At 47.0% G+C, this 20,359-nt stretch carries 13 protein-coding genes and 1 riboswitch; of the genes, 8 read left to right on the top strand and 5 right to left on the bottom strand.

Annotated elements, in window-relative coordinates; all coding sequences use genetic code 11:
- Positions 1-7 precede the first annotated feature (7 nt).
- The 3 genes from L2717_RS06275 (at position 8) to L2717_RS06265 (ending at position 3,930) form a co-directional block, all read left to right on the top strand.
- Positions 8-487 carry a (2Fe-2S)-binding protein gene (locus tag L2717_RS06275; protein WP_076497719.1) on the top strand — a complete coding sequence of 160 codons (480 nt, stop codon included), beginning with the start codon at positions 8-10 and terminating at the stop codon, positions 485-487.
- The gene (locus tag L2717_RS06270; protein ID WP_220772411.1) at positions 471-2,777 is read left to right on the top strand and encodes a xanthine dehydrogenase family protein molybdopterin-binding subunit; all 2,307 of its coding nucleotides are present in this window, start codon (positions 471-473) and stop codon (positions 2,775-2,777) included. The genes L2717_RS06275 and L2717_RS06270 overlap by 17 nt, the downstream gene beginning before the upstream one ends.
- Positions 2,778-2,871: 94 nt before the next feature.
- The gene (locus L2717_RS06265; RefSeq protein WP_220772410.1) at positions 2,872-3,930 is read left to right on the top strand and encodes an XdhC family protein; all 1,059 of its coding nucleotides are present in this window, start codon (positions 2,872-2,874) and stop codon (positions 3,928-3,930) included.
- Positions 3,931-3,964: 34 nt separating this feature from the next.
- Here L2717_RS06265 and L2717_RS06260 read toward each other — a convergent pair whose 3' ends face one another.
- From L2717_RS06260 to L2717_RS06250, 3 genes are read right to left on the bottom strand one after another with little or no spacing between them, the layout of a single operon-like run.
- Positions 3,965-5,143, bottom strand: coding sequence for a lipocalin-like domain-containing protein (locus tag L2717_RS06260; protein WP_220772408.1), 1,179 nt, complete (start codon positions 5,141-5,143; stop codon positions 3,965-3,967).
- Complete coding sequence (locus tag L2717_RS06255; RefSeq protein ID WP_220772406.1) at positions 5,143-7,767, bottom strand: ABC transporter permease; 2,625 nt, start codon at positions 7,765-7,767, stop codon at positions 5,143-5,145. Before L2717_RS06255 ends, L2717_RS06260 begins: the two co-directional genes overlap by 1 nt.
- Complete coding sequence (locus tag L2717_RS06250; RefSeq protein ID WP_220772404.1) at positions 7,757-8,431, bottom strand: ABC transporter ATP-binding protein; 675 nt, start codon at positions 8,429-8,431, stop codon at positions 7,757-7,759. The genes L2717_RS06255 and L2717_RS06250 overlap by 11 nt, the downstream gene beginning before the upstream one ends.
- Positions 8,432-8,854: 423 nt before the next feature.
- Positions 8,855-8,979, top strand: a riboswitch (glycine riboswitch).
- Here L2717_RS06250 and L2717_RS06245 point away from each other — a divergent pair.
- From L2717_RS06245 to L2717_RS06230, 4 genes are all read left to right on the top strand, one after another.
- Positions 8,978-9,139, top strand: coding sequence for a hypothetical protein (locus L2717_RS06245; RefSeq protein ID WP_220772402.1), 162 nt, complete (start codon positions 8,978-8,980; stop codon positions 9,137-9,139). Its footprint overlaps the riboswitch before it by 2 nt.
- Before the next feature lie 89 nt (positions 9,140-9,228).
- Positions 9,229-10,587: an alanine/glycine:cation symporter family protein gene (locus tag L2717_RS06240; protein ID WP_220772400.1), complete on the top strand. Its 1,359-nt coding sequence runs from the start codon at positions 9,229-9,231 to the stop codon at positions 10,585-10,587.
- A gap of 128 nt (positions 10,588-10,715) precedes the next feature.
- The gene (locus tag L2717_RS06235; protein WP_220772398.1) at positions 10,716-16,061 is read left to right on the top strand and encodes a PAS domain S-box protein; all 5,346 of its coding nucleotides are present in this window, start codon (positions 10,716-10,718) and stop codon (positions 16,059-16,061) included.
- Between the two features lie 49 nt (positions 16,062-16,110).
- Entirely contained in the window at positions 16,111-17,127 is a 1,017-nt protein-coding gene (locus L2717_RS06230; RefSeq protein WP_220772396.1) for a response regulator, read from the top strand.
- Positions 17,128-17,198: 71 nt separating this feature from the next.
- Here L2717_RS06230 and ygfZ read toward each other — a convergent pair whose 3' ends face one another.
- Together ygfZ and serA are read right to left on the bottom strand one after the other, a co-directional pair.
- Complete coding sequence (gene ygfZ / locus L2717_RS06225; protein WP_220772394.1) at positions 17,199-18,161, bottom strand: tRNA-modifying protein YgfZ; 963 nt, start codon at positions 18,159-18,161, stop codon at positions 17,199-17,201.
- A 161-nt stretch (positions 18,162-18,322) separates the two neighbouring features.
- Entirely contained in the window at positions 18,323-19,552 is a 1,230-nt protein-coding gene (gene serA, locus L2717_RS06220) for a phosphoglycerate dehydrogenase (protein WP_220772392.1), read from the bottom strand.
- A 154-nt stretch (positions 19,553-19,706) separates the two neighbouring features.
- Here serA and L2717_RS06215 point away from each other — a divergent pair, with 154 nt between their 5' ends.
- Positions 19,707-20,306, top strand: coding sequence for a DUF2238 domain-containing protein (locus tag L2717_RS06215; RefSeq protein ID WP_220772428.1), 600 nt, complete (start codon positions 19,707-19,709; stop codon positions 20,304-20,306).
- The last annotated feature ends 53 nt before the right edge of the window (positions 20,307-20,359 follow it).

Raw genomic sequence — 20,359 nt, 5'->3', positions numbered from 1 at the left:
GTGAGCAATGGCTAAATTTATTTTGAATGGCAAGCCTGTGGCTGCCGATGTAGACGGAGAAACCCCGCTGTTGTGGGTTATCCGTGATGAACTGGATATGACTGGCACCAAATTTGGTTGCGGTATTGGCACTTGTGGAGCCTGTACTGTACATGTTGGTGGCCGAGCAACGCGCTCTTGTGTGACGCCTATCTCTGCCGTTGAAGGTGCCAGTATTACCACGATTGAAGGTTTGTCTGAAACAGGGGCTCACCCACTGCAGATTTCTTGGCAGAAACATCAGGTACCACAATGTGGTTACTGTCAGTCAGGGCAAATTATGCAGGCAGCGGCGCTGTTGAAAGATATTCCACAGCCAACGGATGCAGAGATCGATGCGGTAATGAGCGGTAATCTTTGCCGCTGCATGACCTATGTGCGTATTCGCGAAGCGATTCACGAAGCTGCTGACTCAATGAAGGAGGCCAGCCATGTCAAGATTGCCTAATAAAAATAAAGATTCTGGCATGACACGCCGGGGCTTTTTAATTGCAATGACCGCAGTGGGTGTGAGTTTTGGTTTTCCACGTACGTCTTGGAGTGCGATGGATCCTGCTACTGAAGGTGGGGCACTATTACCCGATAACGGCTCGCTGTATGAACCATCATTATGGTATTCGATTGATGCTAAAGGCAAAATCAAGGTCAATATCATTCGCGCCGAAATGGGCCAGCATGTGGGTACCTCCATCGCTCGCATTTTAGCCGATGAGCTGGAAGCCAATTGGGATGATGTAGAAATTGTCCACGTTGATAGTCATAAAAAATGGGGCTTAATGGTCACAGGTGGCAGCTGGTCTGTGTCACAAAGTTGGTCAGTATACCGTCAGGCAGGTGCTGCGGGTCGCACTGCATTACTTGAGGCGGCTGCCAAAAAATGGGCTGTACCTGTGGGTAAATGCCACGCCAGTAACGGCAAAGTTATCTGTGGTAACAAAGAGATTAGTTATGGTGATCTTATTGCCGCAGGGGTGAATCGCCAGTTCACTGAAGCAGAGCTTAAAGCGTTGCCGCTTAAGCCTAATGACGATTTGAAATTAGTCGGCAAGCAGGTAACGTCGCTCGATATCAGCAATAAAACTACCGGTAAGACCGTATTTGGTATTGATGCCAAAATCGACGGTATGGTTTACGCTGCCCCTATTTTGCCGCCGACTCGTTATGGCTCAACTGTTACGGCAATGGATGACTCAGCTGCCAAAGCAGTTAAAGGTTATCAGCAAACATTAGTGCTTGAAGATCCAAGTCAGACGGTACCTGGCTGGCTTGTTGTTATTGCCGACAGTTATTACGCCGCGCATAAAGCTGCTGCGTTAGTCAAAGTCAGTTGGCAAGCGGGCGCTGCGGCTAATGTGTCAGAGGTCGATATTATCAACCACGGCCGCGAGCTGCTAAAAGACAACAGTAAAGGCGCCATTCTTGATACGGGCGATGTCAACACTGAGCCAGTGTTTAGCCAAGCCGCATCGATTATTGAGTATGAATACCTGACCAGCACTGTGTTACACGCGCAGATGGAACCGCTCAATGCGCTGGTATTTCAGAACGAAGATGGTATATGGGAAATCCACTCAGGTTGCCAGTGGCAGTCGTTAACGACCTCGGTATTGGCAGCTGCCCTAGGTGTCGCGGAAGATAACATTCTTATTCGCGCTTATATGCTCGGTGGTGGTTTTGGTCGTCGTCTTAACGGTGACTACACAGTGCCTGCTGCGCTGGTGTCTAAAGCTCTGGGTGGTAAGCCTGTTAAGCTGGTGTTTACGCGTGCACAAGATTTGCAGTTTGATAGTCCGCGCTCGGCTTCTGTGCAACAACTGAAAATGGCCTTTAACGCCGATAAAACGGTTATTGCAATGGAACATCATGCCACTGCGGGTTGGCCGACTGAGGTGATGATCCCTGTCTTTATGCCTAAAGGGGTGAATGGCCAACCGTTTGATCCATTCTCTATTGCTGGCGCCGATCATTGGTACAGTGTTGGCGCACAAAAGGTGCGAGCGGTCTCTAACGATCTTGCTAATGCCTCATTCCGCCCCGGTTGGTTGCGTTCAGTCGGCCCAGGGTGGACCAATTGGGCGCTCGAAAGCTTTATGGATGAAGCCGCGCACCATGCGGGTAAAGATCCCTTGGCATTTCGTTTAGCACTATTGACCGCACAAGGCCGTAATGCTGGCAGCGGCCCTATTGCCTCTGGTGGCGCCGCGCGCCAAGCTGCGGTATTGCAAAAAGCTGCCGAGATGATTGGTTGGGGGACTGCTTTACCTGAAGGCAGTGGTATGGGGATAGCATCGACCTTTGGACAAGAGCGTGATATGCCCACTTGGGTTGCCGTTGCTGCGCAAGTTCGGGTTGATAAAAGCACCGGACTTGTGCATGTAGAAAAACTGCAAGTGGTCGTGGATGCGGGCATTATCGTTGATCCCAATGGCGCGCAAGCTCAGTGTCAGGGCGCTGCTCTGTGGGGATTGTCGATGGCACTGTACGAGGGTACTGAGTTGGTTAATGGCAAGTTCAAAGATTCGAACTTTGACAGCTATACACCATTGCGTATTGGCCAAACGCCTGAGGTAAATATTGAATTTATCGTGAGCTCCTATGCTCCATCAGGCTTGGGTGAACCGGCAGTAACACCCGTTGCGCCCGCCATTGCTAATGCGATTTATCAAGCCATTGGTGTACGGCTGCGTAAAATTCCAATGACTGCGAATGATGTTAAAGCCGCCTTGATTAAAGCGTAACCCTAAAGGCCCGTTTTTTAATACGGGCCTTATTTATATTCTTATGAAGTAAACGGTAGCGTTAACGCCGTTTACTTTTATACAGGAACTGTTCATGTCGTATCTCTCCCAACCATTAGATGCCAAAGTACTACAACAAGCCGCAATTTGGGTGCAATCCAGCCCAGTATGGCTTTGTACCGTGCTGCATACTTGGGGTTCATCACCGCGTTCACCAGGCTCCTTATTGGTGGCTATGCAAGATGGGCGACAAGTGGGCTCCTTGTCTGGCGGTTGTGTGGAAGATCATTTTATTCGCGAGATAGCGAAAGGTCGCTGGCAACAACCCAGCCAAGTGATCCGTTATGGCGATGGTGAATTGGCACCCGATGTATCGCTACCTTGTGGGGGCATTTTAGAGATATTGGTGGAGTATCTGCCGGCAAGCGAACTGAGCGTGATATATCTACAGCAGCAGCTTAAAGCCGTGCAAGGTTATCAAGCTATGCGTAAACAACTGCGATTGCCTGAAGCCTGTAGCGCGATAGTACCCGAAGAGTTAACCGGGACTACTGCTATTTGTTACCAACATCCCGACATTGAAATTCGTATTGCCGCCGCGCCGCGCCTGTTAGTGGCCGGTTACTCACCTGTAGCGCATTACTGTTTAGAATTTGCCCATGCTTTGGGGTTTGAAACTGTGCTGTTGGAGCCCCGCGAAAATGTATTGGCAACGCTGGCTGAGCAATGTCCACCCAATACGAATGTGATCAACAGCTTTCCTGCAAAATATCTGGAACAACATGGCTGCCATTCCAATACCGCCATCGTCGCCCTGACTCACGATCCGCGCATGGATGACTTAACGATGATGGAAGCGGTTAACACCCCCGCATTTTATATTGGTGCTATGGGCTCAACACGTAACAGTGCCAAACGCCGTGAACGTCTAGAACGCATTGGCGAGCTGACAAAAGACCAGTTATCACGTATTCATGCACCGATAGGATTAGCTATTGGCAGTAAAACTCCGGCAGAAATTGCTCTGTCGATATTAGCTGATATTGTGCGAATCAAAAATCTGGGCACACTTTCAACCCGCGCCTTGCTACAAGATACGTTAGAGCAACAGCTAAACATCGATGCTGACGTCGGCTCTAGCTGCATGATCTAATTGTTTTTAAATGCCCCCAAAGTTTTTTATTCACTCAATATCCCGTCAGTTCCATATACCCCGTGCCAGTATGGCTGCCAGAGAGCTGTACTGGGCCTTCCCAATAGGGTGTCGATAATGGCATGGCGCTATTAGGGTTAAGTGGGGTGATAGTGAGATTGATATTCTCGCTGGGGATTCTAACCTGCCAACTGACGGGGTAATCGCCATTGACGGTATGTTGCCATTTGAGCGGCGTCATCTGAATATCATTAGGATTATCGGTAGAATTGATATTACGCCCCGTGCCATCAGCAAACATTCTTCTGGCGCTATAAAATGCCGAGATAGGGGTATTGGTGGTGGCCTCTGTTGGTGATTGATCCCGTAACTGAAACAACATCAGCGTCGATCCATCGTTTAACCGGAGCGCGAACCAATCCCAACCTTGTTGCGTTTTAGTGAGGAACTGCGAACTCCATTCCCTGTCGAGCCAGCCTTGACCCGTCACTCGCTCAACTTTGCCATTACGACTAATTTCACCGCTGATTTCAATAAAGGGTTGGCTGTAATAGTAAGATGCGACTTGTCCGTCGCGGCTTTTGAGGCTATAGCCGTTATCGCCTTGGTATTGCAGTGGCGCTTGGCTATTCAGCTTTAGTTGATAGCTAAAGTCAGGGTTTTCCACCGTTAATGTGGCGGGGAATAAGGCATTCGTCTCGCTCTGCCAGCGCCAGTTATCGAGGCGGATTTGATAGGGGCTTAATGTCACATCGGCAAACTCGTTATGACGGCGTGACCATTTTTCGTGGGCAAGGTGAGTCGCACTTGAAGTGAGTGCGCTGTGGGCCAAATACAGTTGGTCTGTAGCCCAAGTGGATTGGTCTTTAGGCAGCATATCTTTTACTGGTGGTTTGGACGATTTAAGGGCAACTCTAAATTGCGTCCATTGGGCACCGAGTTGCTCTCCTTTTTCGGTAGTTAAATTAGCTGTTAGATACCACCATTCTTGTCGAAAACCATTATGTGTTAAGTGATCGCGCGGGAATTCAAATTTATAGCCTGGAACGACCGGGGTGTATGCCAGGTCATCTTGAGTACCCGAGGTCTTTCCTACCACATTAGCCATCGATTTTGGCTGACTACTTTGCGTCGATGGTGCTTTGCCGCAGCCGCTGATAAGCATTAAGCCAATGGCGGTCCATAACATACATTTCAAATTAAGAGCCTTCATCACAGGGTCTCCTGTTGCAGACTGGCGACGAGAGGTTTGCGGGTTTGCCAATACAGTGGCAAGAGCACGGCTAATGTACACGTGGCTAAAGCAATCAATATGGCATGGCCATAGGCTTGCCAATCCCAAATCATTTTTATCGTCCAACCAAAGGCTTGCAAGGTGATCTTGTTGATGAGTAGGTAACCTAACAGTGCGCCCGTGGGCATAGCGAGCAAGCAAGTGATCAGTACTACAATCAGCATCTGCATAAACACCATGCCGCGTAGCGCATTACGACTCACGCCTAAGGAATACAAACGCGCCAGTGGCGCTTGCCTTGCCTGCGTCAACATTAAGCAGGCACTAAAAAGGCCAATAGCCGCAACAATTAGCGTCAAACTGTTCAGCACTAAGGTAATGGAAAAAGTACGTTTAAACATGGCGATAGCTTGAATTTTAATCTTAGTCTGGCTGTAAATTTGTGCTTGGGATAAGCCTAGCTCGGCCGCCAATTCAACTTGGAGTTGGTCAAGCGCTGTCTCAGTGATTTTACGGCCTTGCTTATCACCGTGAAAACTCGCCGCCAAGCTGATGGGCAGTGGCGGCAATTGCGCTTGTTGCCAAAGTGGCTGGCTAATAATGACCTCGTTGCGGGTATTACCATGGTCATAATAAATACCGCCAATAATCGCTTGGCAGTTACCGGTTTTTGCAAGCGCATCTAATGACACGCTATCACCCAGTTTGAGCTGGTATTTGAGGGCAAGGGGTTCGCTCACCAAAATGACGTGGGCGTTAAAGTAGGATTGCCATAGTGTAGGTAGGCTTTCTTTAAGGGCGCTGGTGTGGCGAACCGAATAACCATCGCGGCTGAGTAGACTGACGGGAATCGTCTGTTTGCTCGGATTCTCTGTAGATACAGGCAGTGAAAGTTCGGCTTCAATTTGCCACTGTTGATACAGGCCGCTAACTCTAGAGTCGTGCATCAGCTGGGTTTGTATGGTATCGATGCGCTGACTCGGTGGACGAATATAAAGATCGGCATGTAAGCGGGTCTCTAACCAAGTGCGCAGGGTTTGTTCAAAACTGCCAACGAGCGTGTTCATCGACACATTGGCGCTTAGCGCCAGCAAGATTGCCATCATAGCTAAGGAGAGCGGCGCGATAAGCTCGCGGGTTTCGGCGAGTAGATATTGCCATAATCCAGGGCGTGCCAAGGGCATTAAGGCACTGACGCCCCAATGTAATAGTTGTGGCAACAGTAGCGGGATAGCGATAGTGACGATACCGAGTAATACTAAGCTGATGTTATAGCTTTGGCTGAAGGGAAACAGCAACGCCGCTATGCCCAACAGACCACAAGCTGAGGCAAATTGAATACTGTGAGTTTTGCGATGCGCCTGCATCTGCTGATAACGGTTCGCCCCTTGTGCCAGCGCTTGGCGCGTGAGATCTCGATATAACGGTAAACAAGCGGCGAGGGCGGCGGCTAAGGTGAGGGCAATCGCCTCAAAAAGCCAAGTCCATTGCCAAATCCCGGGCAGCAAGTGGGCACCATACATTTGCTCTAAGGTCATGGCGACCATAGGTTGCAGCCAGTGGCTAAGCTGTAAGCCACTGATAAAACCCAAACTTGAGCCTATGACCACCAGCAAGACTAATTCAAGCATCAGCGCTGTCATTAAGGCGCGGCGCTCAATTCCCTGCTGTAATAACTGCACTAACAGTTTTTGCCGTTTCATTAGGCTGTAGCGCACACCGTTGTAAGCGATAAACAGGCCGACAACGAAGGCTAACATACTCATGGCATTGAGATTAAGATGAAAACTGCGGGTGAGTGCTACCAGTGCTTGGCCTTGATCTTGTTGGCTAAAACTGGCCTTTTGCGGCGTAATTCCTAAGGCATCGAGCTGGGATTTTAGTTGAGGTAGGTCTGCTCGTTCACTGAACATAGCGATATAACTGAGCTGGCCTTGCATATTCAGTAGTTGCTGGGCGAGGGAGATATCGGCCAAAATGGCACTGCCCAGACCAAAACTGTCGTCAATACTAATGACGTCTAAGCTGCTATTTTCTAAAATAAGTTTACCATCTGGCGCTACTTTAGCGGCGAGACTTTGGCTCATGATGACGGTGGGCGCGCCGCTCAGTAGTTCGGCAAGCGGTAAGTCATTTATCTGCGGCGAGGAGGTGGGCGACGTTTCACTCGAGGCGCTATTTCTGGATTGTTGTAGCGTTAATGCAGCAATCAGATCGCTACCTTCTAGTTGCCAAAATAGCCCGTTTTTACCGCTTATTTTGCCATTCACCACGGCGAGACTTTGACTTAATCCGGCAGTTCTTAAGGCAAAATAAACTGACTCATTTAAGCTGTTTTCTCCAAGTGGCGGCGTTAACAGCACATCGGCGCGCTGGCTCAAAAGCTCAGTTGCGTCGCTATAACTGCGCACGGCATTATCGTTGGTCGCTTTTACCCCAATCAGCAGCGTCACGGCTAAGGCAATACCGAGCAAAATGGCGCCGGCTTGTAATGGCGCATGGCGGTAATGGGCAATAAAGACCTTTAGACTGAGCCAAGTTAGGGTAAGCGAACGTGACTCAAGTTTTGTTGGAGCCGCCTTAGTGAGCTGTTTATTTTTCATAGATAGCCACTGTGCCTTGGGATAAATGCCAACGTTTTTGCATAAAAGCGGCGCACTCTTCACTATGGGTGACCATTAAGATGCTGGTTTGGCTTTCCTGAGCCAGTTCACACAGTAGTGCCATCACTTGTTTACCCGACACATCATCTAGATTACCTGTGGGTTCGTCGGCTAATAGCAGCGTCGGTTTATGAGCTAAGGCACGGGCAATGGCGACCCGCTGTTGTTGACCGCCAGATAGCGCCTCAACTTGTCGATGCAGTAGCGGCAGCAGCCCCAGTTTTTCAACCAGATAATCGCACCAAGCTGACCATGGCTGCGCCGTTAAACTTAAGGGAAAGGCAATATTATCTTTGACGTTGAGTGGCGTGAGTAAATTAAATTGTTGAAACACCACCCCTAAAGAATGGCGTCTGAAATGGCTCCAATCTTTATCCTGCCAATGTGATGTGGACGCTTGGTTGAGTAAAATCTCTCCTGAGTCTGGCATTTCAAAACCGGCAATCAAGTTGAGTAAGGTGCTCTTACCGCTGCCGCTGGGGCCTGTGAGGGCGACGGTATCGCCTCGATTAATTTGCAGGTCGACCGCTTGCAGTACCTGATGATATTGCTCGCCATCGCGAAAGCCCTTAGTAACTTGGTTAAGTTTAGCGACGTCGGCCATTGAGCCACTCCTTCATATCCATTGGCAGTGTGTGAGGTAAGCCGTAAGTATGGCGATAACTTAGCATTGCAACCTCGTGTTTAACATAAAGCATTTTCTATTCAAATAGATACTGGTTTTTCCTGTTATGGGATCATAAACATAACAATTAACTGTAAATCATCATTTGCCGTAAAAATAATCAATTGAATTAAATCTACTCCCAACAGTGGGTAAACGGCTTGAGCTGACGCCGTGTTTGTTGCATTCTGTGCGCCTGCTAGCGTGAGATTGATATCTTAGGCTAGCAATCCGTTCGGATGAAGGTAGCAGGAGAGTGGGGAATTGACCCCACACCGACGAGGCAACTTTGGTTTTATCGAAGCAAATCTTCTGATAAAAACAAAGCACTCTTTCAGGTGCCCAAAGGCGAGGACTGTTACTGGACGAGCCTCTGGAGAGACTACCAATTGCCTTTTTTGTGCAGTCAGGTGGCGCCGAAGGCGAAAGTGTCGTGATGTTAAACACTACGACGCGAAACGCTCAGGCAAAAGGACAGAGGAGAGGATGACTGCACAGTCCCTGTCGTTTGTCGTCGTGGGCTATTTTTACCTTTTGCTTGCAATGGCGCATTTTGCCGCCATTAAAAGCACTCGTTTAGACTACTTACTTGCAACGCTTTTGGCGTTCAGCGTGGGCGAGTTTAAACTGAGAACAGGCTTAAAATAGTTTGCTATAGCGTCCGACTGCGGCGCGTCACAGCCATTTCTTTTCCTCCTCCGTTTATTAATTTTGTTGTTTAATATTCGAGGAATATCATGAGTTTTCAAGCTTTTCTTGCCAGCATTAATGGCATTGTCTGGGGCCCTATCACCTTGTGTTTGCTGGTGGGCACTGGCGTTTATCTCACCGTTCGTCTCAAACTTATTCAAGTGTTTCGCTTACCTATGGCGCTGGGGTTGTTATTTAAACCGGCAAAGGGCCACGGGGATTTATCTTCCTTCGCGGCGCTGTGTACTGCACTGTCCGCCACCATTGGTACGGGCAATATTGTCGGCGTGGCGACAGCCATCAAAATGGGCGGTCCGGGCGCGTTATTTTGGATGTGGCTGGCGGCATTTTTTGGTATGGCGACCAAATATGCTGAGTGCATGTTGGCGGTAAAATACCGCACCACCGATGCCCGCGGGCAGATTGCTGGTGGGCCCATGTATTATATTGAGCGTGGCCTTGGGTTACCTTGGATGGCCAAATTGTTCGCCATGTTCGGGGTTGGCGTGGCCTTTTTCGGTATTGGTACTTTTGCGCAGGTCAATGCGATTAGCGATGCGCTGACCATTGCCTTTGAGGTGCCAACTTGGCTCACGGCGACGGTACTGACGCTTTTAGTGGCGGCGGTGACATTAGGCGGTGTTAAACGTATTTCGAATGTGGCGCAAAAACTAGTGCCTGCCATGTCAGTGGGTTATGTGCTGGCGTGTGTGTGGATCCTTATTGGTTTTTCCGAAGAAATCTTACCCGCTTTAGGTTTAGTGATTGAATCGGCCTTTACACCACTCTCGGCAGCGGGAGGCTTTTTAGGGGCTACGGTGGCACAGGCGATTCAAATCGGTATTGCCCGCGGTGTTTTCTCTAATGAATCAGGGCTTGGCAGCGCGCCTATTGCTGCGGCTGCGGCTAAGACGAATGAGCCGGTTGAGCAAGGGCTAGTGAGCATGACGGGCACCTTCTTCGATACCATTATTATTTGCACTATGACAGGTTTAGTGCTGATCATCACAGGCGTATGGAGTGGTGAAACGGCAGGTGCTGCAATGACTAGCGCGGCGTTTGCCCTCGGAGGCTCTGCGATAGTGGGTCAATATGTGGTAACCGTTGCTTTAGTGTGCTTTGCCTTTACCACTATTTTAGGCTGGCATTATTACGGTGAGCGTTGTTGGTATTACTTAGTCGGTGAGCGTGGACTGCGCGGGTATCAAGTGATGTTTTTAGTGTTGATTGCCGGTGGGGCTTTTATCAAATTAGACGTGATTTGGCTGCTAGCTGATACCGTTAATGGCTTGATGGCCATACCAAACCTGATCGCAATTGTGGGCTTAAGGCATATCATTATTGCTGAAACGCAGAGTTATTTTGGCCGTATTTTACCTAATCGCACCTTAGACACTGTTTATTAATGTTGTTAAAACAATAAATTACTTTATGTATTTTTAGCTTTAACATTGTCGCCACTAAGTTCTTCGTTTACTTTATAAGCACTATTTTAAAATAGTGCTTATAAAATCGGAGGCTTTAAGGCGGCGTTATGAATAAAAATGAACTTCGTACGTTTCGCAGTAAAATTTTATCCCGCATTGCCTTGCCTTTGATTTTAATTATGGCGGGCGTTTATGCTGTCAATGCTTGGTTTAGTTATCTCTCTACTGAGAAGAGGCTGTACCATAGTCTGACACAAGAGGTGGGCCATTCGGCTTATCGCCTACAGCGTTTACTCGAATATGCACAAGCCAACACTCAAGGTCTCGCAGACTTCATCGGCTTTTTGTCTAGTAAAGAAGACATTAACGACGCCGAGAAACTCAAGCATGTCTTAATTAATCGACTTCAACGTAATCCTGATTTTTTTGGTTCTGCAGTCGCATTCAAACCCAATACCTTCACAACTCGAAAACTGTTCTCACCCTATGTTTATCGTGATACGAGTCATGATAGTGAACTTCATTATCTCGATATTGGCGTTGAAGGTTACGATTATACCGATGGTACTTGGGATTGGTGGAGCAAAGCCATTAATCAAACTGGCGGTTACTGGACTGAAGCCTATTTTGATAAAGGTGCTGGCAATACACTGATGGTGACCTACTCAGCCCCCTTTGGTGCGGTAGACCAGTATTTTGGTGTGACGACGGTTGATTTAGCCTTAGAGCGGTTACCTGAGCAATTAGGGGTTACTCCTAATCGTTTAGTTATTTTAGATAATCAGGGACGGCTGATATACCACCTCGATAAGGACAAAATATTAGCGAGCAGTTCAACAGCATGGTTAGATAAAAATAAACCTATAAATACCGACTTTTGGGCGTTGCAGGATAAAGGGCTTGATGGTCAGGTTCGGTTTATCGATGATAAAAATGTAGTGTATCTTGCGAGTATTGCTACCGTTTCAAAGTTGAATTGGCGAGTGATTGTGTTAGCGCTAGAGCAAGATTTATTTAATTCATTACTCGATGATGTGATGGCGAGTATTCTCGATTTAAGTTTATTAATGCTGTTGTTATTACTGACCTGTTATTTGGCGGCTAAGCGCCTGACTCGGCCGTTAGAGTTATTAGAAGCCGGCATTATGTCTTTTGGGCAAGGTAAATTAGCGCCGCTAACGGTACCTAAAGGTGCGGTGAGTGAGATTGTGACGTTAAGCCATGCTTTTAATCATATGGCAGCATTGCTCGCTGAACGTGAACAAGCGATTCTTGATTCTCGCGGCAATCGGTTTGCTCGCTTAATTGATGGTATGAGTGATAAATCCTTTTATTGCTCCCTCGCACCAGACGGTAATTTAGCGCAAGTCAGTGAAGGCGTGACTAAAGTGCTGGGTATCCCTCCTGATTTACTGAAACGTAAATATCAACGACTCTTTTCGGTTAACCCTCTTAATGAAAAAAACTGGCAATACACTAATTTGGCTTTAAACGGCGAAAACGTCCCCTCACATCAAGTCGAAATGCTTGATGCTAATGGGCATGTGAAAAGGCTCGATGTATTTATGCAGCCCTTGGTTTCGGATACGGGTGAATTGGTGTCGGTGGAGATGTTATTCACGGATGTGACCGAGCAATTTTCGGCGGCAGCTTGGTCAAATGCCGTGCTTGAGGCTGCGCCAGAAGCCATGCTGATTGTTGATAAAAAGGGCCATATTGTTTTTAGTAATAGTCGTTGCCAGCAACTGTTTGGTTACGATGCGCAAACTATGCTGGGCTTGCAGGTTGATACATTAATCCCCCAAGCTCTTGGTGATAAAAGCTTACTTGAAAAGCGACAATTTATGCGCTCTGGCTTTGATAGCGCGATGGCAAGTGCGCGTCATGTAAGGGCGTTAAAAGCTGACGGCAGTGAGTTTACTGCAGAAATTATGTTGAGTATTCTCCCTGCAGATATTGATGGCAACAGGCAAGTGGCTGCTTCAATACGCGACATGACACAAAAGCTCGCCATAGAGCAGAAAATCCGTGATAGCGAACAACGTTTTCGCGGACTAGTGATGAATATTCCTGGCGCCGTATATCGCACTCGTCTGGGCAAAGTGTGGGTGATGGAATATGTGAGTGACAATATTGCTGACATTACTGGTTATGCGGCGAGCCAGTTTATTGATAATAGTCAGCGCACCTATTCTTCATTGATTTTGGAAGAAGATAGAGCCCTGTGTTATCAACATATCGATGCTGCTTTAGCGCAACAAGAAACCTTCGAAGTGGAATATCGTATCCGCCATCGAGATGGCAGTATTCGTTGGGTACATGACAAAGGTAAGGCAAGTTACACCGAAAACGGTATCGCCCAGTGGTTTGACGGTAGTATCGATGACATCACAGAGAGTAAGTTTGCCTTAGGGCAATTGGAGGCATCGCGGCTGCAATTGACCAATATTACCGAGACTATTCCTTGTACTGTGTACCAATTATTATGGCATTCGGCATCAGAACGTCAATTTACTTTTCTCTCTGGCGCAGCGATGAAAATGTTAGGGCTACCCCGTGATGAGTTAATGAATGACTTTAATATGATATCGGAGCGGATTTTTGACGAGGAAAGACCGGATGTTGTATTAGCGCTGTCAGGTCAGAGTGACGACAAGATGCAGTGGATCCGCGAGTTCCGTTATCACCATCCTAATGGCAGCATATGTTGGATGGAAGCGGGCGCCAGTGGGAATATAGACACTGATGGGGTGATTACTTGGAATGGTTATGTGATGGACATAACCCAACGTAAAGCGATGGAGCAAGAGTTAGCGCTCAGCGAGGCACACTTTAAGGCGCTGTTCGATGGGGCGACAATTGGCATAGTTAATGTGGATATCAAGGGCGTTATTTTAGATTGTAATGACCAATTCTGCACCGATATGACACGCACCCGTGATGACTTATGCCAGAGCACGATTTTTGAGTTATTCAGTGCAGAAGATAAAGTCATCGCTAAGATGCAATTTACACAATTAACCGCTGGTAAAATTAGCCATTATCGTGCTGAGAGAAGCTTTATTCGCCCCACGGGTGAAACGCTATGGATGACAGTTAATGTATCCGCGCTGGTAGATGTTGACGGTCAGTTTGATTCGGCCGTGATCAGTATGGTTGATATGACAGAGCTTAAATTACTCTCCGAACAATTGTTACAAGCTAAAGAACAAGCCGATGCTGCCAATAAGGCTAAGAGTGACTTTCTAGCGAATATGTCCCATGAAATACGCACGCCGATGAATGCCATTATTGGCATGTCTCAATTATGCCTGCAGACTGAGCTCGATAAAAAACAAAAAAACTATGTAGAGAAAATCGAGCGAGCCTCAAAATCTTTACTTTCAATCATTAATGACATTCTCGATTTTTCTAAAATAGAAGCGGGTAAATTAGAAATCGATGCCGTGTCATTTCAGCTTGATACCCTACTTGAAGATCTCAGTGATATGTTTGCCGAAAAAGCGGCGCATAAACAGCTTGAGCTGTTATTTGCTGTTGCTCCTAATGTGCCTCGGTACTTATACGGGGATTCGCTGCGTTTAAGCCAAGTGTTGATAAATTTGGTGAATAACGCGATTAAATTTACTGAGCGAGGCGAAGTATTACTGTCGCTGAATTTAGTCGAGCAACAAGATGATGATGTGACGTTACGTTTTAGCGTGCGCGACACGGGTATTGGTTTAACCGCTGAGCAGCAGGATAAATTGTTTACCTCCTTTAGCCAGGCCGATACCTCAACTACCCGTAAATATGGTGGTACAGGTTTAGGCCTTGCCATCTCTAAACAGTTAGTCGAGCTAATGGGCGGCACCATAGGCGTTGAGAGCCAACTGGGTCATGGCAGTAATTTCTATTTTACGGTGAAGTTACAAATCGCTGATGGTCAAAAACTGGTACTTGAGCAAGAGTTAGAAGGCATGCCAGTGCTGGTGGTGGATGATAATGCTACCGCTCGGGACATTATGCGAACCACACTCGAAAGTATGGGCTTTAGCGTTGACACCGTACGCAGCGGTGAAGAGGCCGTGACACGTTGTGCTCAGCAAACCTATGCCTTGGCGCTAATTGATTGGAAAATGCCAGAGATGGACGGGATAGAAACCGCTCATAAAATTCAATTACAGGCTAAATCACGGGCTTTGCCTGAGCCTAAAATCTTGATGGTATCAGCCCACGCCAATCATGATTTTCTCACGCAGATTGAGCAATTAGCATTGGCGGGATACATCAGTAAACCCATCAGCGCCTCACGTTTGCTCGATGGTATTATGAATGCGGTTGGCCGCAGCGGTTTATTACCCGTAAGGCGCAGCAGTGAAGAGTTAGACCCTCAATTGTTATTACCACTACAAGGAAAACGTATCTTATTAGTGGAAGATAACGAGATGAATCTTGAGGTGGCGAGCGAGTTTTTAGAGCAAGTCGGTATTATTCTCTCGATTGCGACGAATGGCCAAATCGCCTTAGATAAACTGTCTCAACAATATTTTGATCTGGTCTTAATGGATTGCCAAATGCCGGTGATGGATGGTTATCAAGCCACTCAAGCCATAAGGAAAATCCCCCAGTTTGCTGATTTACCCATAGTCGCCATGACGGCCAATGCGATGGCTGGCGACAAGGAAATGTGCATCAGGGCAGGCATGAACGACCATATTGCGAAACCCATCGATGTGAATATGCTATATCAAACATTACTAAAATATCTTGCGCCCTCTAATAACGGTTCTACTACCGAAGGTGCTGTCACCCCAAAACAATCGATAATATCGAAGCGGTTGTATGAATCTGCAAAAAACATAGAAAAAGCGCCGTTACTTCAGTGGCCAGAACACCCAGAGCTAGATGTTGATCGAGGGTTACAGTTAGTACAGCATTCGTCGCGGCTCTACCAGCGTATTTTCGACCGTTTTGTGATGAGCCAGCGTGATGTGGTGGCGAAAATTCAACAAGCTATTGCTGCGGAACAGTACGACGATGCCGTACGTATTGCTCATACTTTAAAAGGCTTAGCGGGTAATTTAAGTTCACCTAAGTTAGTCGAGTTAGCACGTTTATTGGAGTTACATTTAACTGAAAAGACGGCCTTTGACGATGAGCTTGCACAAATTCAACTACTAGTGAGTTCTATCTGCGATGCAATCGAGTGCGCTAAGCCTGCAACCGTTAATCAGCTTGAGCCGCAAGCGGCTGATTTATTATCTAATGAAAATTTGAAGGCCGAATTACATGCCCTGCGCCAAAGTCTCGATGAGGCGGATGCTAGCGCTGTGGCTAAAATTGAGGCGTTAAAGCCCCAAGTCAGCAGTGCAATGTGGCAAGCTTTAAAGCCAATATTGTCTATGATTAATCAATATCGGTTTGATGAAGCTATCGACTTAATTGATGATGCTCTTAGTCAGTTAGACTAAAAGAGTCACACCGCGAATGACCAATAAATGAGATAGATTGGAGTTGTTAATGGATAAGGCAACAGTATTAATCGTCGATGACACACCGGAAAATATCGATATTTTGGTCGGCATATTAAGTGATGATTACAAAATCAAAGTGGCGATTGACGGACCCAGAGCGTTAGCGCTGGTAGCAAAATCTCGGCCTGATTTGATTCTGCTCGATGTCATGATGCCGGGGATGAATGGTTATGAGGTCTGCAAGCTACTTAAGCAAGATCCGCTGACTAGCCATATTCCGGTGATATTTGTGACCGCCTTATCTGAGGTGGCTGATGAAACTCAAGGTTTTGCACTAGGCGCCGTGGATTACATCACCAAACCTGTGAGTGCAGCTGTCGTTAAAGCGCGCGTTAAGACACATCTTGCTTTGTATGATCAAAAACGCCTCCTTGAACAACAGGTTAAAATTCGCACCCAAGAGTTAGAAGCGACCCGTTTTGAGATTATTCGCCGGCTTGGGCGTGCAGCTGAATATAAAGACAACGAGACAGGATTACATGTGGTGCGTATGAGCCACTATGCTCGCCTATTGGCCATAAAATTAGGCTTGCCGGATACTTTCTGCGACTTGATCTTTAACGCCGCGCCGATGCACGATATTGGAAAAATAGGTACACCTGACGCCGTATTGAAAAAGCCGGGCAAACTCAATGCTGAAGAGTGGGCGATCATGCAACAACATGCCGTGATTGGCGCTGAGATTATTGGTGAGCACGATGATCCGTTATTAACTATGGCTCGTCGTATTGCTTTAACTCACCATGAAAAGTGGGATGGTTCAGGGTATCCCTATGGCTTGGCCGGTGAGGACATTCCCCTTGAGGGGCGTATTGTCGCAATTGCAGATGTGTTTGATGCGCTTACATCACAGCGGCCCTACAAACCGGCATGGACCATTGAAGCGACCATGGAATTATTGGAAAGCGAAGCTGGAAAACACTTTGATCCTAAGTTGGTGGCAGAATTCAAACAAATCTTGCTACAAGTCGTCGAAATTCGAGACACGCATTTAGAGTATTGAGTGGCAGTTGAATAAACTAAAGGCGCCAATGGCGCCTTTAGTTTTTATCGCTATTTTATTAAATCTAAGCCTTATGCTTCTTCTAATGAGTAGGGTAGGGCTTGAATCGTTAGGCTTGAGTGTTCATCGCCAGCAAAACGCAGTTTAGTCTCGTTTTCGGTATCATTGGCCAGCACAGCGGTTAATAACACTTGGCTACCGCGTTGTACAAACTCAATAATCTGGCCGCCCCGACGAAAGCCATCTTCTAGGGCAATTTCTAAACCTGATTCTAAGTTGATTTGCAGATCTGTGTGACCGCGTAAAATATACAGGGCGCGCTTATTACCACCACGATACTTCATCCGCGCGATAGTCTCTTGCCCCATATAGCAGCCTTTGTTGAAGCTAATACCGTTGATCGCTTGTAGGTTACACATTTGCGGTACGTACTGACCAGCATGACTAGCGGCAAGGTTTGGATAACCAGCTGCAATTTCTAACGCTTGCCATGCATGGGCATCAAATACACTGAGTTTTGATTGAGCCACTAAGGTGGATGCAGCATCAGGGCTGAGCATTAATATAAAACGCTCAGCGTCTTTTAAAATTGCGCCATGCTCAATGACTGTGAGCTCTTGATTTATTTCACCAAAATGTTCAGTGATAAATTGGCCTGCTTGTTCTCCAGCAACACCCAGCAATGTCCACTCGTCACTGGCGTCACTTAGGGTTGCCTTACTAAATACGGCATATTTTTGCAGTTGCGGTAAATCTACTGCGATGGTGTCTCTTGGCATTAACATAAACAGTGCATCTTTAATGGCAAAAGTTCTGAAAGTGGCCAGCATCTTACCTTTGGGATCGCAATGTGCGCCCCAGCGCCATTGATCGTCAGCTAATGAAGTGATGTCGGTGGTCACTTGGCCATGTATGAAACTGCGGCCTTGCTCGCCAACCACTTTGATAAGTCCAAGGTGAGATAAATTAGCTAGCATAAGTGGAGGCAAAGAAGCATCCAGATCCCAATGGGGCGTAGAAACTGAAATAGTCATAGCGAGATCCTGAAAACGAAGACGATGAGAGAGGTTAGATTGTAACGGAATTCCTGCAGGCTCAACAGCATAAGGCGCACATATCTGTGAATGATATGCGCGCCTTAATATAGGTACCATCGTTGTAAAGCGTCGATACGCTTAATTGCAGAGCTTAAAGCTTAAAACAATACGCGGGTGCGCAGTGTGCCTTCAATCGCTTTTAGCTCAACCAGCGCTTCTTCCGCTTGGTTAGTATCCACTTCCATCACTACATAACCAATCTCTGCGGTTGTTTGCAGATATTGCGCAGCGATGTTGATGCCTTTTTCCGAAAATGCTTGGTTGATTTTAATCAGTACACCCGGGCGGTTTTGGTGAATATGCAGTAAACGCGAAGTGCCTTTATGCATTGGCAATGAGACTTCGGGGAAGTTAACAGCAGAGACGGTTGAGCCGTTATCTGAGTATTTAGCTAACTTACCCGCTACTTCAATGCCAATGTTTTCCTGTGCTTCGGCGGTACTTCCACCGATATGAGGCGTCAGTAACACATTATCTAAACCACGCAGTGGGGTGATAAATTCATCATCATTTGATTGCGGCTCAATCGGGAAAACATCAATTGCCGCGCCCGCAAGGTGACGCTCTTTTAAGGCGATAGCTAATGCATCAATATCCACCACAGTACCGCGTGAAGCATTGATGAAAATACTGCCTTTATGCATAGCGGCAAACTCAGCGGCACCTATCATATTTTTAGTTTGTGGGGTTTCGGGAACGTGTAAACTCACCACGTCAGCTTGTGCTAATAGCTGCTCCATCGAATGGATTTGCAGTGCGTTACCTAATGGTAGCTTATCTTCAACATCGAAGAATACGACGCGCATGCCTAAAGTCTCAGCCAAAATACCCAGTTGAGTACCAATATGGCCGTAACCGATTACGCCTAAGGTTTTACCACGGACTTCGTAACTGCCTGCGGCCGTTTTCATCCAGCCGCCACGGTGGGCAATGGCATTACGTTCTGGAATGCCGCGCATCAGCATAATGATTTCACCAATAACGAGTTCAGCAACACTGCGTGTATTGGAGAACGGCGCGTTAAATACGGGGATACCCAAGGATTCGGCGGTAGCAAGATCAACTTGGTTGGTACCAATACAGAAACAGCCTATTGCAATCAGCTTTTCGGCGCGTTTTAGCACTTCTGCAGTTAATTGGGTACGCGAGCGAAGGCCAACAAAATGCGCATCTTTAATCGACTCAAGTAGTGCTTCGTCGCCCAATGAGGCTTTGTGGTATTCGATATTGGTATAGCCTGCACGTTCCAGTACATCGACCGCAGATTGGTGGACGCCTTCCAACAGCAGGATCTTGATCTTATCCTTGTCCAGCGAATGTTTCGCCATGATATGGGTACCCTCTGATTAATAGAAATGTTTCTTATGATATGCTGACAACCTTCGCCGACCAAAGTAGCACTTTTTTTGCTTGTTGTGGAGGGCTAGATGGCTAAAGTTAATATTCTAAATTTAGAACAATATCGCATAAGAGGAACCAATGTTGAATAACAAAATCGTGTGGTGCGGCATTTATCTCAGTGTATTGGTCTGGTCAGTGATCAACCCCGCAGATATGTTCACATGGTGGCTCGAAGCTGCTCCAGCATTAGTGGCAGTACCACTGTTATTTTTTACCCGTAAACGCTTTCCATTAACTCCCTTGGTGTACTTTTTAGTGTTAGTACATTGCTGTGTATTGTTTGTTGGAGCGCATTACACCTATGCGGAAGTGCCATTATTCGACACCATTGCCAATTGGATGGGTTCAGAGCGCAATAATTACGATAAATTAGGTCACTTTGCCCAAGGTTTTATTCCTGCCATGTTGGCGCGAGAAATTATGCTGCGTAATCAAGCGATCAAACCTGGTGCTTGGTGTGCGTTTATGGTGACCTGTTTTGTTCTCGCTTTTTCGGCGTTTTATGAGTTGATTGAATGGTGGGTTGCAGTTGCAACTGGCGAAGGTGCTGAAGCCTTTTTAGGAACCCAAGGTTATGTGTGGGACACGCAATCGGACATGTTAATGGCCTTGATTGGCGCTATCGTTGCACTTGTTTTATTGTCTCGCGTTCAAGATAAACAAATCGCTAAGCTTCAATAAGCAGCCTAATCGAGTGCCGCGATTACTGCATTACATTGGAATGATAAGCTATT

This window comes from Shewanella glacialipiscicola (assembly GCF_023283485.1).
Lineage (GTDB): Bacteria > Pseudomonadota > Gammaproteobacteria > Enterobacterales > Shewanellaceae > Shewanella > Shewanella glacialipiscicola.
The sequence above is the reverse complement of the archived record's forward strand: the minus strand, read 5'-3'. Positions and strand labels throughout refer to the sequence as shown.